Origin of the sequence: Marinomonas sp. SBI8L (assembly GCF_001624705.1) — a bacterium.
GTDB lineage: Bacteria > Pseudomonadota > Gammaproteobacteria > Pseudomonadales > Marinomonadaceae > Marinomonas.
The window spans coordinates 96,425-109,902 of record NZ_JSEO01000013.1 but is presented as its reverse complement, the minus strand read 5'-3'; the positions used below and the strand labels follow the sequence as shown (position 1 = coordinate 109,902).

At 42.7% G+C, this 13,478-nt stretch carries 14 protein-coding genes; 6 read left to right on the top strand and 8 right to left on the bottom strand.

Annotated features, from left to right (window positions below; all coding sequences use genetic code 11):
- Positions 1-126 precede the first annotated feature (126 nt).
- Positions 127-1,026 (top strand): LysR substrate-binding domain-containing protein, encoded by a 900-nt coding sequence (locus OA91_RS18450; protein WP_063339423.1) that lies wholly within the window; start codon positions 127-129, stop codon positions 1,024-1,026.
- Positions 1,027-1,099: 73 nt separating this feature from the next.
- Here the strand turns inward: OA91_RS18450 and OA91_RS18445 are convergent, their stop codons facing one another.
- Together OA91_RS18445 and thiL are read right to left on the bottom strand one after the other, a co-directional pair.
- The gene (locus OA91_RS18445; protein ID WP_046016019.1) at positions 1,100-1,579 is read right to left on the bottom strand and encodes a phosphatidylglycerophosphatase A family protein; all 480 of its coding nucleotides are present in this window, start codon (positions 1,577-1,579) and stop codon (positions 1,100-1,102) included.
- A gap of 85 nt (positions 1,580-1,664) precedes the next feature.
- Positions 1,665-2,615, bottom strand: a complete 951-nt coding sequence (gene thiL, locus OA91_RS18440; RefSeq protein ID WP_063339422.1) for a thiamine-phosphate kinase — start codon at positions 2,613-2,615, stop codon at positions 1,665-1,667.
- 228 nt (positions 2,616-2,843) lie between these two features.
- Here thiL and OA91_RS18435 point away from each other — a divergent pair, with 228 nt between their 5' ends.
- Positions 2,844-3,257 (top strand): DM13 domain-containing protein, encoded by a 414-nt coding sequence (locus OA91_RS18435; RefSeq protein ID WP_231870407.1) that lies wholly within the window; start codon positions 2,844-2,846, stop codon positions 3,255-3,257.
- 130 nt (positions 3,258-3,387) lie between these two features.
- On the opposite strand, the gene nusB is transcribed toward OA91_RS18435, so the two are convergent.
- From nusB to nrdR, 3 genes are all read right to left on the bottom strand, one after another.
- Positions 3,388-3,891, bottom strand: coding sequence for a transcription antitermination factor NusB (gene nusB, locus OA91_RS18430; RefSeq protein WP_063339420.1), 504 nt, complete (start codon positions 3,889-3,891; stop codon positions 3,388-3,390).
- A gap of 246 nt (positions 3,892-4,137) precedes the next feature.
- Entirely contained in the window at positions 4,138-5,289 is a 1,152-nt protein-coding gene (gene ribD, locus OA91_RS18425) for a bifunctional diaminohydroxyphosphoribosylaminopyrimidine deaminase/5-amino-6-(5-phosphoribosylamino)uracil reductase RibD (protein WP_063339419.1), read from the bottom strand.
- A 17-nt stretch (positions 5,290-5,306) separates the two neighbouring features.
- Complete coding sequence (gene nrdR / locus OA91_RS18420; RefSeq protein WP_063339418.1) at positions 5,307-5,792, bottom strand: transcriptional regulator NrdR; 486 nt, start codon at positions 5,790-5,792, stop codon at positions 5,307-5,309.
- Between the two features lie 229 nt (positions 5,793-6,021).
- Here nrdR and OA91_RS18415 point away from each other — a divergent pair, with 229 nt between their 5' ends.
- From OA91_RS18415 to OA91_RS18405, 3 genes are all read left to right on the top strand, one after another.
- Entirely contained in the window at positions 6,022-6,945 is a 924-nt protein-coding gene (locus OA91_RS18415; protein WP_063339417.1) for a DMT family transporter, read from the top strand.
- 164 nt (positions 6,946-7,109) lie between these two features.
- Positions 7,110-8,771, top strand: a complete 1,662-nt coding sequence (ettA, locus tag OA91_RS18410) for an energy-dependent translational throttle protein EttA (protein ID WP_063339416.1) — start codon at positions 7,110-7,112, stop codon at positions 8,769-8,771.
- A 149-nt stretch (positions 8,772-8,920) separates the two neighbouring features.
- The gene (locus OA91_RS18405) at positions 8,921-9,877 is read left to right on the top strand and encodes an ornithine cyclodeaminase family protein (protein ID WP_063339415.1); all 957 of its coding nucleotides are present in this window, start codon (positions 8,921-8,923) and stop codon (positions 9,875-9,877) included.
- A gap of 98 nt (positions 9,878-9,975) precedes the next feature.
- Here OA91_RS18405 and OA91_RS18400 read toward each other — a convergent pair whose 3' ends face one another.
- A complete protein-coding gene (locus OA91_RS18400; RefSeq protein WP_157203865.1) occupies positions 9,976-11,166 on the bottom strand; it encodes an amino acid aminotransferase in 1,191 nt (396 codons plus the stop codon).
- Positions 11,167-11,191: 25 nt separating this feature from the next.
- Positions 11,192-12,148, bottom strand: a complete 957-nt coding sequence (locus tag OA91_RS18395; RefSeq protein ID WP_082828005.1) for a DMT family transporter — start codon at positions 12,146-12,148, stop codon at positions 11,192-11,194.
- Between the two features lie 207 nt (positions 12,149-12,355).
- Between OA91_RS18395 and OA91_RS18390 the strand changes: the two genes are divergently transcribed.
- On the top strand, positions 12,356-12,817 hold the full coding sequence (locus OA91_RS18390; protein ID WP_063339413.1) for an Lrp/AsnC family transcriptional regulator: 462 nt from the start codon (positions 12,356-12,358) through the stop codon (positions 12,815-12,817).
- A 64-nt stretch (positions 12,818-12,881) separates the two neighbouring features.
- Here the strand turns inward: OA91_RS18390 and OA91_RS18385 are convergent, their stop codons facing one another.
- The gene (locus OA91_RS18385; protein ID WP_063339412.1) at positions 12,882-13,247 is read right to left on the bottom strand and encodes a VOC family protein; all 366 of its coding nucleotides are present in this window, start codon (positions 13,245-13,247) and stop codon (positions 12,882-12,884) included.
- Between the last annotated feature and the right edge of the window lie 231 nt (positions 13,248-13,478).

Below are 13,478 nucleotides of genomic sequence, written 5' to 3'. Positions count from 1 at the left end.
TGTGCCTATAAATACTCTATTCATTATTGAGATTAGCGCCTCAAGTACAAACGATTTATCTTGCCCTATAGAATAGATAAACTATCGTATAAAAAACTTTAAGATATTTTTTATGAAAGAGCCACTATGCAAAAACCACTACCTCCTTTAAATGCCCTAGTTGCTTTCGAAGCATCCGTGCGTTTTGCCAGCTTTAAGTTAGCAGCTCAAGAGCTTCATATCACAGCTGGCGCCGTATCTCAGCAAGTTAAAAAGCTAGAGGACTGGCTAGGTTATGCCTTATTTGAACGTCAAACTAGACAGCTAGTAGTAACAGACAAAGGATTAGCCTATTTCTCCCAAATCGCCCCAGCATTAGAGCAAATTGGTGCAGCAAGCAAAAAGCATAAGCTAAACGCCTCTAATTGTGTTTATTTGTCTCTTACTCAAACCTTAGCAGCTAAATGGTTAAGCCCTAGGTTGAGCACCTTCATGACACAACACCCTGATATAGAAGTACATATTAATGCCTCTAACAAGCCGGTCGACTTTCAAAACGACAACGCAGATTTAGCCTTGCGTCACTTCGATGGCAAAGATAAAAAGCTGAATGTTCAGCTCATACTTAATGATGAAATACGCTTATTTTGTGCACCTGAATATTTAAAACGCCACCAGCTAAAACAGCCAAATGATCTAACTAAAACAAGCCTTATCGTAAACACCTTGCACCCTTGTTGGGATGAATGGCTAGATCACTTCAGCGAAATTAGCCGAAGTGAAAGACAAGCTATACCCAAAATTCATTTTGACCAAACATTACTGGCTATCGATGCCGCTAAACATGGCCAAGGGGTGGTAATAAGCAATAGAGCATTGGTACAAAAGGAATTAGAACAGGATGAGTTAGTTGAGCCTTTCGGTTACAAACTCCCTAATAACAAGAATTTTTATCTCGTTCATCCGAAGCAGACAAAACTAAGCCCAGCAGCAAAGCAGCTAAAAGCTTGGTTACTAGATGAATTTGAAAGGTCGAGACATCTTTAGCCGCAAGAAAGATATAGCAGCAAAGAAGATAGCGCTGCCAAAGAGAGAAATCACTTTGACAGCAATGAAAATATTAAAGCCCCATTTGTATCAGGCCTTGTAAGGCAGCAAAGGCAAGAACACCTGCTAATACATCATCTATCATGATGCCAAACCCGCCATGCACATGCTTATCAACCCAGGAGATTGGCCAAGGCTTTAAAATATCGAAAATACGGAATAAGACAAAACCCACTATAATGTATAACCAGCCGGCTGGCGCTAAAAACATAGTAATCCAATAACCAACAAACTCATCCCAAACGATACCAGGGTGATCATGTACCCCTAGGTCTTTACTGGTTTTATCGCAAAGATAAACACCCACAATAAAACTAGCTAACAAAAGCCAAAAATAAACTTGATAATCGAGGTTCTGCATTAATAAGTAAGCAGGAATCGCCGCTAGCGTACCAAAAGTACCCGGCGCTTTATCAACCGTACCTGACCCACAACCAAACGCTAGAAAATGAATTGGGTTGCGCCATACGGACTTAGGAACATCATTTGCCATTTATTCTTTACCTTAAAAAATAATCAGTTTTTTTAATTTCTTTTTATTCGTGTCTTTCTTATTTGCACTTGAAACTTGAGGAAAGCTAGAAGTGCTGCCAACCTTCAAATTCACCTTCATAACCCTGTACCACAAAGCCAGAACTCGTGATCTGACCAATTTTTTTACAAGGTAGGTGCAAGGTCTGAGTGATTAAAGCAATCTCCTCTCGCGCAGATTCAGGTGCAGTAAAACAAAGCTCATAATCATCCCCACCCGTTAAAGCTAATTTGAGAGCAGAGTCCGGTTGCCATTGTAATAAAGCCTCAGACACAGGAATTAAACCCGCATCAATTTGTGCACCGACAGAGGATGCCTTAAGAATATGTTGAATATCTTGAACCAGACCATCTGAGACATCTAACATGCTGGAGACAACACGCTTGAGGGCCATAGCGGCAATGAGGCGTGACTCTGGTCGCCAATAAGCATCATAAAAATGCTCATATATGTCACCCTTCACCATCATTTCTCCCGTCATAATGGGAATCGCTGCAGCGGCATCGCCTAAAACACCAGTAACATAAATATCATCACCTTCTTTAGCCCCACCTCGGGTAATGGCAAATTCAGGCTCAATATAACCATGTACTTGCAAACTAATGGTTAAAGGCCCCTTAGTCGTATCACCACCAACGAGAACTAAACCAATTGGCTCAGCCAATTCAGACATACCTTGTGCAAAAGCAGATAACCACTGAGGGTCAGAGTCCGGCAGAGTCAGACCTAAGGTAAAAAAGGCAGGTTTAGCCCCCATAGCGGCAAGATCACTGACACAGGTCGCGACAGCACGATAGCCAATGGCAGCAGGATCCGCATCAAAAGGAAAGTGACGACCTTCAACCAGGGTGTCCATAGAGAAAACAAGATGTTGGCCTGTTGGGATTTGAACTTGCGCACAGTCATCCCCTATACCTAAAATCAGATCTTGGCGGCCCGCTATACTTGCCATTTGGGCATTCTTAAAAATATTTTCGATTAACTCAAATTCTTTCACTCATGCCACCTAAAGATCGAATCTGTTAAAGCACTAAACCAGATAAAAATTCATGACGCAGTATATTTTCTTTGAACCTAATTAACACCCTTTGTCATGGTAAATTGATGTGAATAAATAGAGTAAAGCCAAGATAAGCCACTAAACTTAGGCCGTGAAGGAACATTTTTACGATTTCAGCGTCTGATAAATTTATTAAGAATTTGCTTATTAATATAAGAGGTGAGTGTGAAACATTTAATTCTGAGTTTTATCCTGTTATTCGGTTTTACATCCGTTAATGCTGCCGACAAGGTGCTTTTTTGGGGAGAGCTAGAAGCAGACTTTCGCTCTTGGGGATCTGATGCTGTCGAAGGCGATTGGCGAATTAGTGAAAGGGGTGGCAAAAAATACATTCAACTATTAGACAACTTTGAAGCTAAGGAAGGTCCAGATGTTAAAATATTCTTATCTAAACAAGATGCAAATAGCATCAATGGCAATAACGCCACGGATGATGCCGTATTTATCTCTTTAGTAAATACCTTTGAAGGTAAGAGCGAATACGAAATCCCTGCAGGTATTGATGTGAAGCAGTTTAAATCTCTCGTTTTCCACTGCGAAGCCTATAGCAAGTTATGGGGAACTAGCCCTATACACTAAGGAAGCTGCGATTAATCCCACACGCTGTGGCGGGAGGACTTATTCGCAGATTCCTTACCAAGCATAGAGCATAAAAAAAGCCCCTATTGTCAGCAATAGGAGCTTTTTAACACCTTCGAGAAAATAAGTATTACTTACTTTCTCGACGTGCTGCAATCTCTTCACGGCGCACTCTTTGAGCAAGCTTGTCCAAAATACCATTTACGTATTTATGACTTTCAGAAGCACCAAAAGATTTCGCTAATTCAACAGATTCGTTAATCGCTACGCGGTAAGGGACATCCAAACGCTCAGCTAATTCATAAGAACCAATACGCAGAGTTGCTAATTCAATCGGATCTAGCTCAGCTAGCGGGCGATCTAATAGCTCTTCAAATAAATCATCCAAACTTGTTGCTCTAGCAGTCACACCTTGCAGCAATTCACGGAAATATGCTTTATCACATTTACCAAGGTCGTGGTCTACAGCAAATTGCGCTTCAATATCATTTACTGGCGCGTGGTTCATTTGCCATTGATAAACAGCTTGTAATGCGAAGCTACGGGCTGCACTACGTAGTTGAGAACGTGAAGGCTTCTTCGCTTTACGCTTAGGCTGCTTTTTCTGTTCAGATGTTTTATCCACTTCGCTCATTTTTGCCTCAATATTGCAAATAGATGTACGCCTAACGCTTTTTAAGCAAAGCTAGGTCCACATCAATACTTGTCTTAGTCTATTCGATTTTTCTGTTTGTGCTGCAAGAATTTACAGCCCAAGAAAGAAGATGCGCGATTGTAGCAATTTTCATCAGACATTTCTTGGAAAATTGCCACAAAAAACGATAAATCTGAGTAGATTTATGAATATTTTTTAATCTGTAGTGAAACAAAAGGTGTTAGCTTAACCTTCTCCCTCATCATCTTCATAACAAGGCTTAAGGGTTAATTTGATGTCTTTACCTAGCTGACTTAAATTAACCATTTCAAAATCAACTGCTTCCGCCATTGAGTCTAAAGGTAGCTGCATCAAAGGGCGCGCATTCGAGCCTAAAAGTTTAGGTGCCATGTAAAGTACAACTTCATCAACCAACCCTTCTTGTAAAAAAGAGCCAGCAAGCACTGCCCCAGTTTCAACTAGCACTTCATTGATACCTTGATCAGCAAGACTTTCCATCGCAGCAACAAGATCAATACCACCTTCTTCGGCAACTTGAGCATAAGTCACATTCACCCCTTTTTTTACTAACGCTTTATGATGATCGGCTTCAGCAAGGTCTTCAAGGCAAAAAATTTGCACCTGATTGCTTGGGTACAAGATCTTAGATTCAGGTAGGATAGACAAGGCCGTATCCATAACAACACGTTTAGGTTGGCGTACACTCTTACTTTGCGCAGGTTGGTTATTGCTATCAATTCGTACCGTCATACTCGGGTCATCAGCCATAACGGAACCAATGCCTGTCACAATCGCATCACTTTGTGCTCTCAGCTTTTGTACATCAAGACGTGCATCTGGCCCAGTAATCCATTGAGATTCACCCGATTCCATTGCCGTTCTACCATCTAGGCTCATAGCGAGTTTTAATCTCACATAAGGCAAGCCGTCTGTCATACGTTTAATAAAACCTGGGTTCAAAGCCAAGGCTTCGGCTTCCATAACTGGACCAATAACCTCAATACCCGCTTCTTTAAGCATAGCCAAGCCACGGCCAGCAACTTCAGGGTTTGGGTCCTGCATACCATAGACAAGTCGACTTACATTCGCCTTAATCAAAGCTTTGGCACATGGACCTGTTTTACCCTGATGACTACATGGCTCTAAAGTAACGTAAGCAGTGCAGCCTTGTGTATCGCCATTAGCATTCGCGATAGCATTAACTTCAGCATGCCCTTCACCTGCAAACTTATGATATCCCTCTGCGACTAACTGAGAGTCTCTCACCAAAACACAACCCACTCTTGGGTTTGGATGGGTGGTGTATAGACCTTTCTTAGCCAGTTGAATTGCCTTGGCCATCCAATAATGATGGTTGTGATGGTCTGCAGTACTCATAATTCACCTAATTGAGGTTAACTTTTTTTATGACTTGAAAGCGTCTCTTGGGAGTCATTTTCAAGTCGTTCAATTTCGTCTTTAAATTCACTGATATCTTTAAAGCTGCGATAAACAGATGCAAAGCGTACATAAGCAACCTGATCCAGCTTTTGTAATTGTTGCATCACAGCTTCGCCTACAGCACGAGAAGAAAGCTCTCGTTCGCCAGTCGCTTGTAACGCTTCTTTGATTCGAATAATCGCCGTTTCAATATTTTCGATACTGACAGGCCTTTTTTCTAAGGCTCTTTGAATACCTCGACGCAGTTTTTCCTCATCAAAAGGTACTCGACTACCATCATTTTTAATGAGTTTAGGCATTTGCAGCTCAGCGAACTCAAAAGTAGTAAAGCGCTCTTGGCAGGCATTGCAAGTACGACGGCGTCGAACTTGAGCTCCTTCAGACACCAATCTGGAATCTAAAACCTTAGTCTCTTGAGCGCCACAAAAAGGACATCGCATGACTCATCCTATCGATTTTATTGTAGAGGTCTGGTTGCTTAAAAAAGTGAATAACCACAACCATTTAATTAAGATTCATAATATCAACCCCAGCCTCAGATAGCTACTAGATGCCCGCTCCCACCTAGGTTAAAACCAGACAGATAAAAACCTAGAAATCCCCCTCAAGTATTGCTACCTTGGGCAGTCAAAAATCACTTAGCCTAGGCTTGATAATAAAGGAATATCTATGTCACTCATTGAGCTATCCGGTTTGATAGCTGCTTTATGTTGGACTGCAACCAGCTTAATGGCACCTAAGCTCATCGCTGAATTTGGTACCTTCCGCTTTAATACTGTACGTATTGTTATGGCGAGCAGCATGCTGCTTATCATTGCCGCTTTAGGACAAACATTTGAAGCCAATCTTTGGGAACATAAGGGACAGCTAATTGCCTCAGGTTTAATTGGTATCTTTATTGGTGACACCTTCTTATTTAGCTCAGTATATCGCCTCGGCCCTAGACGCGCTGGCGTCCTGTTTGCCACCAACGCCCCCATGTCTATAGTCATTGCTTGGCTATTATTTGATGAGGCTCTCAGTTATACAGAGCTCTTTGCCTGTGGTCTTGTTACCTCAGGTGCCATGATTGCTATTCTTTATGGCAAGCGAAAAAACCTATTAAGTAACTCTAAAGGGGCGTCATTAGAAGAAACCAAAGGCGCACTTTGGGTGGGCGTACTCATTGCTCTGACCGCCGCACTTTGTCAGGTTTTTGGCGCCATTTTAAGTAAACCTGCCTTATTAGCAGGAGCAGACCCCATTGCGGTTTCTGCGATACGGGTTTCCGCTGCTGGCGTTTCTCTTTTTGTCGCTTATAGCCTCTATTATCATAAAAAGAATGACCCCAACCTAGCTCCTTTAAGTGCTATTCCTCTTATGTCATACGCTCAAGTTCTCTTATTAGGCTTCATTGGCATGGTTGTCGGCATGAGCGTACTGGTGTGGGGAATAGGTAAAGGCAATGTCGGCATAGTCACAACCTTATCTGCGACTGTGCCTGTACTTATCCTGCCGATTCTCTGGATTACTACAGGCCAAAGACCTGCCATAGGCGCTTGGATAGGAGCGTCACTGGTAGTTGTTGGCGCTGCTCTTATTGTGCTTTATTAAGGTGCCTTCTAATTACAGGCTTTCACAGATTAATGCGGTTAAAATATTTTGACCGCATTGCCCCTGTGCTATCCTTAGTCCACTTTCATCTTTGTAGCGGGTTCTCGACCTTTCAGATAGCTTCGAGAACACATATCAACCCATTAAAAAGTAAGTATTCACTCATGGCTCAATTTGTATATAGCATGAATCGCGTAGGTAAGATTGTTCCACCTAAACGCGAAATATTAAAAGACATTTCTCTTTCTTTCTTCCCAGGTGCAAAAATTGGTGTTTTGGGTCTAAATGGCTCAGGTAAATCCACTTTACTACGCATCATGGCAGGTGTTGACCAAGAACACGTGGGTGAAGCTCGCCCTATGCCCGGAATCAAGATTGGTTACCTAGAACAGGAACCTAAACTTGATCCAACGAAAGATGTACGTGGCATAGTAGAAGAAGCATTTACAGATGTGATCGAAGCCATGGCTCGCTTGAATGCCGTCTATGCAGAATACGCAGAACCAGATGCTGACTTTGATGCCCTAGCTAAAGAGCAAGGCCAACTTGAAGCCCTGATCGAAGCAAAAGAAGGTCATAACCTTGATCGTGCCTTAGAAGTTGCAGCAGATGCTTTGCGTCTTCCTGCTTGGGATGCGAATGTCGAGCACCTTTCAGGTGGTGAGCGTCGCCGTGTTGCTCTATGTCGCCTATTACTAGATAAGCCAGACATGATCCTTTTAGACGAGCCAACTAACCATTTGGATGCTGAATCTGTTGCCTGGTTGGAACGCTTCCTAAAAGATTACCCAGGTACCGTTGTGGCTATTACCCACGACCGTTACTTCCTTGATAATGCTGCAGGCTGGATTCTAGAGCTTGACCGTGGCCATGGTATTCCATACGAGGGTAACTACTCTTCTTGGCTAGAGCAAAAAGATGCTCGTCTTGAAATGGAAGCTAAACAACAAGCATCCCACAAACGTGCCATCAAATCTGAACTTGAATGGGTTCGTCAAAATGCGAAAGGACGCCAGTCTAAATCTAAGTCGCGTTTAGCTCGCTTTGAAGAGATGAACTCTAAAGACTTCCAAGAACGTAATGAAACTAACGAACTATACATTCCACCTGGTCCACGCCTAGGTAGCAAGGTTATTGATATCGAAAATGTCAGCAAAGGCTTTGGTGATAGAGTACTCATCGAAGACCTAAACCTATCTATGCCACAAGGTGCGATTGTTGGGGTTGTAGGTGGTAACGGTGCGGGTAAATCAACCTTATTCAAAATGATCACAGGTCAAGAACAACCAGACTCAGGCACAGTAACGCTAGGTGAAACAGTACAACTTGCCTATGTAGATCAGATGCGTGAACTGGATGGTGACAAAACCGTATGGGAAGAAATTTCAGACGGTTCTGACATGATAATGATCAACAACTTTAAAGTGTCTTCACGTGCTTATATTGGCCGTTTTAACTTTAAAGGGTCTGATCAGCAAAAGCTTGTGAAGCACCTATCTGGTGGTGAGCGTAACCGTTTACACCTAGCAAAACTGCTAAAAGAAGGCGGCAACGTTTTACTATTGGACGAACCGACCAACGACTTGGATGTGGAAACATTACGTGCTCTGGAAGACGCCCTATTGGCTTTCCCAGGCGCAGCGATTGTTATTTCCCACGACCGTTGGTTCCTAGACCGTATCGCCACTCATATTCTTGCATACGAAGGTGACTCTAAAGCGGTCTTCTTTGAAGGTAACTATGCGGAATACGAAGTTGACTACAAACAACGTACTGGTAACGAAGCAACACCAACTCGTATCAAGTACAAGCGCATTGACGCTTAAGCGACACCCTGAATAACGTTTAAGTCGCCAGACTAGATTAAGCCCTCAAACATGATATGTTTAGAGGGCTTTTTTCATTTTAGCATTCAGTAAACAGCTGAGATTCAAATGCTTGAACACTCTAATTCGTCTTTTGAAAAGGATTTTGTATGCAGTTATCCGCGCAAGAAGTTAAAGCAGCTCTCCCATGGCAGGATCTCGTTGAAGCCTTAAGAGACATCTTTACCCGTAAAGTTACCTCCCCTGTCCGTCATCACCATGTTCTGAATGTTCCTCAAGAGAAAGACGCCATGTTATTGCTAATGCCAGCTTGGCTTGAAGGTGAATACTGTGGCGTAAAGCAAGTATTTGTATTCCCCAGCAATAATGACAAAGGGCTGCCAGGCCTTACCAGTAATTACTTATTGAGCTCAGGTAAAACCGGCGCCAACCTCGCCCAATTAGAAGGTAATGAATTAACCTCACGCAGAACAGCCGCAGCCTCGGCATTAGCCTCTTCCTATTTATCAAGACAAGATGCATCCCGTCTGCTTATGGTGGGCTCAGGGCGCATGGCACGTAATCTCATTGCCGCACATAGATCCGTTCGCTCTATTACCCACGTCAGTGTGTATAACCGCAATTTAGCAGGTGCAGAGAAGCTCGTTGAAGACTTGATAGAAGCAGGCATCACAGCCAGTGTTTGCAGACCTGATGAACTAGCCCAAGAAGCAGCAAACGCCGATATCATTAGTTGTGCCACCATGAGCAAAGAGCCAATCATTAAAGGTGACTGGTTAAACCCTGGCTGTCACCTTGATTTGGTGGGTGGTTTTACCCCAGAGATGCAAGAAGCCGATAACGCAGCATTGAAAAAAGCCAAGGTATTTGTTGATACCAGAGCAGGAGCGTTTAGCGAAGCAGGCGATATTATTATTCCGTTGAAAGCCGGTGTGATTCAAAAAGAAGACATTCAAGCCGAGTTTACTGAGCTTTGCTCCAATGCTCATAAAGGGCGAAACGCTTATCCAGATGCAGAGAAAATTATCACAGTTTTTAAGTCAGTAGGTGACTCAAGAGAAGACCTCGCCGCCGCAATATTAGCCTATCAAAGTTTAAGCAAATAGCAGTTTAAGTAAATAGAACCTAAAACCTCACCATAAAAAAGCCTGATTAAGTGACTTAATCAGGCTTTTTACTTTTCACGCAACACTACCAGCAGAGACTAAAAACCCGTGACCGCCAAAAGTTTCTCAGCGATGTAATCTATGTGAGTTTCTTGCATGCCAGCGATATTAATTCGACCGCTATCAACAAGATAAATAGCATGCTCCTGTCTCAAGGCTTGTGCATGCTCTGGGGTAATACCTAAAACAGAAAACATACCTTTATGCTGAGCAATAAAGTCAAAGTGTGGGTTACCACTCTTCTCTCGTAAAGCACCGGCTAGCTGCTCTCTTAAACCTTGCACACGATGGCGCATCGCATCTACTTCATCAAGCCAAGTCTGCTTTAGCGTTTGATCTCGCAAAATCATATCCACCAAGGCAGCACCATGGTCAGGTGGCATGGTATAGGTACTTCTCGCACACTCTAACATGCGAGATTTGATCTTATTACTTTGCTCAAGACTCTTGCCCACTATCACAGCCAAACCTGTACGTTCACGATAGAGGCCAAAGTTCTTGGAGCAAGAGCTTGCCACTAAATAAGACTCAACTCTTTCGGCCAGATATCTAAAACCCGTCACATCAGCATCCATACCATCGCCAAAGCCTTGGTAAGCAATATCAATAAAGGGTAAAAAGCCCTGCTTCTGAGCTAATTCAGTCACTGCTTGCCAATCTTCAAATGATAAATCAGCCCCTGTTGGGTTGTGGCAGCAGCCATGCAAGAGAACCACATCATTAGCACCCGCTTGGCTAATGTCTGCCAACATAGCTTGGCTATTGACCAACTTAGTTTCAGGGTCAAAGTAAGCGTAATAACGCACTTTAAGACCAGCCGTTTTCATAATTGGCGCATGGTTAGCGTAACTAAGATCCGACAGCCAAACGGTTGCATCTGGGGCAGATAGCTTAATCACATCAGCTAACATTCGAAGCGCACCACTTGCACCTGGTGTTTGAACGCCAACCGCACGCGCTTTACTCTCGCCCTCACCAATTAATAAATCCATCATGGCAGCATTAAAGGATTCGTTTCCTGGCATGCCGACATAGACTTTAGAGTTTTGTTCTTCAAGCAAACGTGCCTCAGCCTGTTTGATCGCCTGCATAACCGGAGTATTACCTTGATTATCGCGGTAAACCCCTATGCCTAAATCAATTTTATGGGCTCTTTCATCCGCGCGACAAGCTACCGACAAAGATAATATCGGGTCTGCGGCAGCAGCATCCAAGTTGTCTAAAATCATCTTATTACCTTAACAAGCTAATTATTTATTTTTTGAAAAACCAAATTTTATTTAGTTTTACACCACTAGCACATAGAACACCAAAACAAATCAAAGACATGGACAAAACACCATTGATAGATAATGTCTCCGCCAAAATAGGATAAGCAGCCACAGAGGCAATGACTGGGGTTAAAGAGCCAATAGCCGCCGTATTTTCTGCTCCAATTTGGCTAATAGCAAAGCCATAGCTAAAACCCGTCACCAAGCCCACCATGATTCCTTGAATCAAAAACTGTGTTCCAATCAAAGACATATCTAATGTTTGATTTGCTCCGAACACACCTGAATCTAGTAGCCCAAAAGCAAAAAGGAGCAGTAACAAACTACAAGAAACTAAGCCCAATAATCCAGTAGCAGCCAGTGGAGGCAGGCCGGACACACGCAGGCTAACAGTAAACAAAGCCCAGCAAAAACTTGCCCCTAAAAAGTATAAATCCCCCTTTAGAACCTGGCCTGAGCCTGCAAAAAATGACTCAGCAAGTAAGGTCAGTATGCCTATCGCAATGGCAGCAAGTCCCATAAAGCGTTGTGAGCTTAAAGGTTCCTTGTATATCAAAACCGCAATCCCAGTAACAAATAAGGGAAAGGTACCTGGAATTAATAGCCCAGCATGGGAAACGGGAGCGAAATGCATACCTTGTGAAGCAAGATAGAAAAAAGGTACTCCTGCACCCAAGCTTATTCCACCCAAAATATGCAATGGCACTTTACGAATTTGCGCGCGGGCTTGATATGTAAAGTAAGCAAAGATCAGAGCTGGCATGCCATATCTCATCATAGAAAGATCGAACATAGTCAGGCTTGAAGTCGCCCCCATTTTGACAGAAATAAGCCAACTGGCCCAAATACAGGCAGTCACTAGGGCTGACATTACTCCTAAATGGTACTGTCTTCCTTGGGCGAGGACGCGATAAGCAGGAACAGTATTTGAACTAGACATGGAACACCTCAAGATCGAAATTGGCTTAACAAAAGACTTAAGTAAACGTTTTTAAAGTAAACTGAATTAATCTCATTATTAATCAAAGTCGACGAGCATGTCCTTGCTAAGTTAGCCAATATAAAAGACATATTTAGCAGATATCACTCATTTTAAATGCTAATATTAACAAACATGCCAATATCAAACACATATGAGAGAGACGAGATGGATGCGATCGATTTTAATATCATTCAAGCGCTGCAAGAAGATGGCCGCTTAAGCAATGTTGAGTTGGCTGAAAGAGTAAATTTATCCCCTTCTCCTTGTTTACGTCGCGTAAAACGACTGGAGCAAGAAGGCGTCATAACCAGCTATAGAGCAAATTTAGATAGAGAGAAGTCAGGACTGCCCATGACTATCTTTGTTGACGTTACCTTAGACAACAATAAGGACCATGCCAGTACCGAATTTGAACAGGCTGTGCTTGAAAAAGACTATGTCATTTCTTGTTTTCTTGTTTCCGGCGTGGCCGACTATCGCCTTGAAATTGTCACCAAAGATTTAAAAGGTTATGAAAAGGCTTTGCATCAAACCCAAGCCCTGCCTCATGTGAAAAGTATCAATAGTAACTTTGCCATAAGAGCCGTGAAAACAGCCGCCAGCCTACCACTTGTTTTTGATGGCTAGCAGCTTGTTATATAAAGAAGCTTTTACCTGCTTGCTGAGGCGGAAAGGCTTATGCACAAACACCTCAAGCTTGATTATTAAAATTAGCTTCTAACTTGATACCTGACGGGTCATGAAAAAACACTTGGTATATTCCTATCTGAGATACTTCTTGAAGATGATACTCAACGCCAAGCGTTTCTAGCTTGTGGGTAAAAGCTTCGAGCCCTGTGAGGCTAAAAGCGATGTGATCCAGCGCACCTAGAGCATGCTTTCTGTCTTCATCCTGTGTTAAGTGCAGTATGGGTTTAGCATCAAAATATAACCAATACCCTTGGTTAGAAAAGTTAGGCCTAAACCCCACTTCCAGTCCAAACAGATGAATATAAAAGTCTTTTACTTCCTCTAACAAAGCCAGAGGGGCAGAGATATTAAAATGTGCAAACTGCATTTTTCTAGTCCATATAAGTTGTAACCAACACAATAAAATAGACCCATCAATAATGCAGCTTTTATTTAAGGAACCTGCGATTAAGTCACCTCTTCTCAGTCTTTTCAGAAAAAATATCACACAAGGCGTTACTTTGACGTAATGTAGGTACCTTTCGAGAAGTGACAACACAGGGGGTTACTTTTTCTGAAAGACCCGAAGGGCGTGGTCTAAAAGCCCTATCTTTATGTT

What these genes read in the sequence shown, in the direction of transcription:
- ribD (WP_063339419.1), bottom strand. Translation starts at nt 5,289, where the DNA reads ATGAGTACTGCAGACCATCACAACCATCATTATTGGATGGCCAAGGCA.
- OA91_RS18400 (WP_157203865.1), bottom strand. Translation starts at nt 11,166, where the DNA reads ATGATTTTAGACAACTTGGATGCTGCTGCCGCAGACCCGATATTATCT.
- ettA (WP_063339416.1), top strand. Translation starts at nt 7,110, where the DNA reads ATGGCTCAATTTGTATATAGCATGAATCGCGTAGGTAAGATTGTTCCA.
- OA91_RS18415 (WP_063339417.1), top strand. Translation starts at nt 6,022, where the DNA reads ATGTCACTCATTGAGCTATCCGGTTTGATAGCTGCTTTATGTTGGACT.
- nusB (WP_063339420.1), bottom strand. Translation starts at nt 3,891, where the DNA reads ATGAGCGAAGTGGATAAAACATCTGAACAGAAAAAGCAGCCTAAGCGT.
- nrdR (WP_063339418.1), bottom strand. Translation starts at nt 5,792, where the DNA reads ATGCGATGTCCTTTTTGTGGCGCTCAAGAGACTAAGGTTTTAGATTCC.
- OA91_RS18445 (WP_046016019.1), bottom strand. Translation starts at nt 1,579, where the DNA reads ATGGCAAATGATGTTCCTAAGTCCGTATGGCGCAACCCAATTCATTTT.
- OA91_RS18395 (WP_082828005.1), bottom strand. Translation starts at nt 12,148, where the DNA reads ATGTCTAGTTCAAATACTGTTCCTGCTTATCGCGTCCTCGCCCAAGGA.
- OA91_RS18405 (WP_063339415.1), top strand. Translation starts at nt 8,921, where the DNA reads ATGCAGTTATCCGCGCAAGAAGTTAAAGCAGCTCTCCCATGGCAGGAT.
- OA91_RS18390 (WP_063339413.1), top strand. Translation starts at nt 12,356, where the DNA reads ATGGATGCGATCGATTTTAATATCATTCAAGCGCTGCAAGAAGATGGC.
- OA91_RS18385 (WP_063339412.1), bottom strand. Translation starts at nt 13,247, where the DNA reads ATGCAGTTTGCACATTTTAATATCTCTGCCCCTCTGGCTTTGTTAGAG.
- OA91_RS18450 (WP_063339423.1), top strand. Translation starts at nt 127, where the DNA reads ATGCAAAAACCACTACCTCCTTTAAATGCCCTAGTTGCTTTCGAAGCA.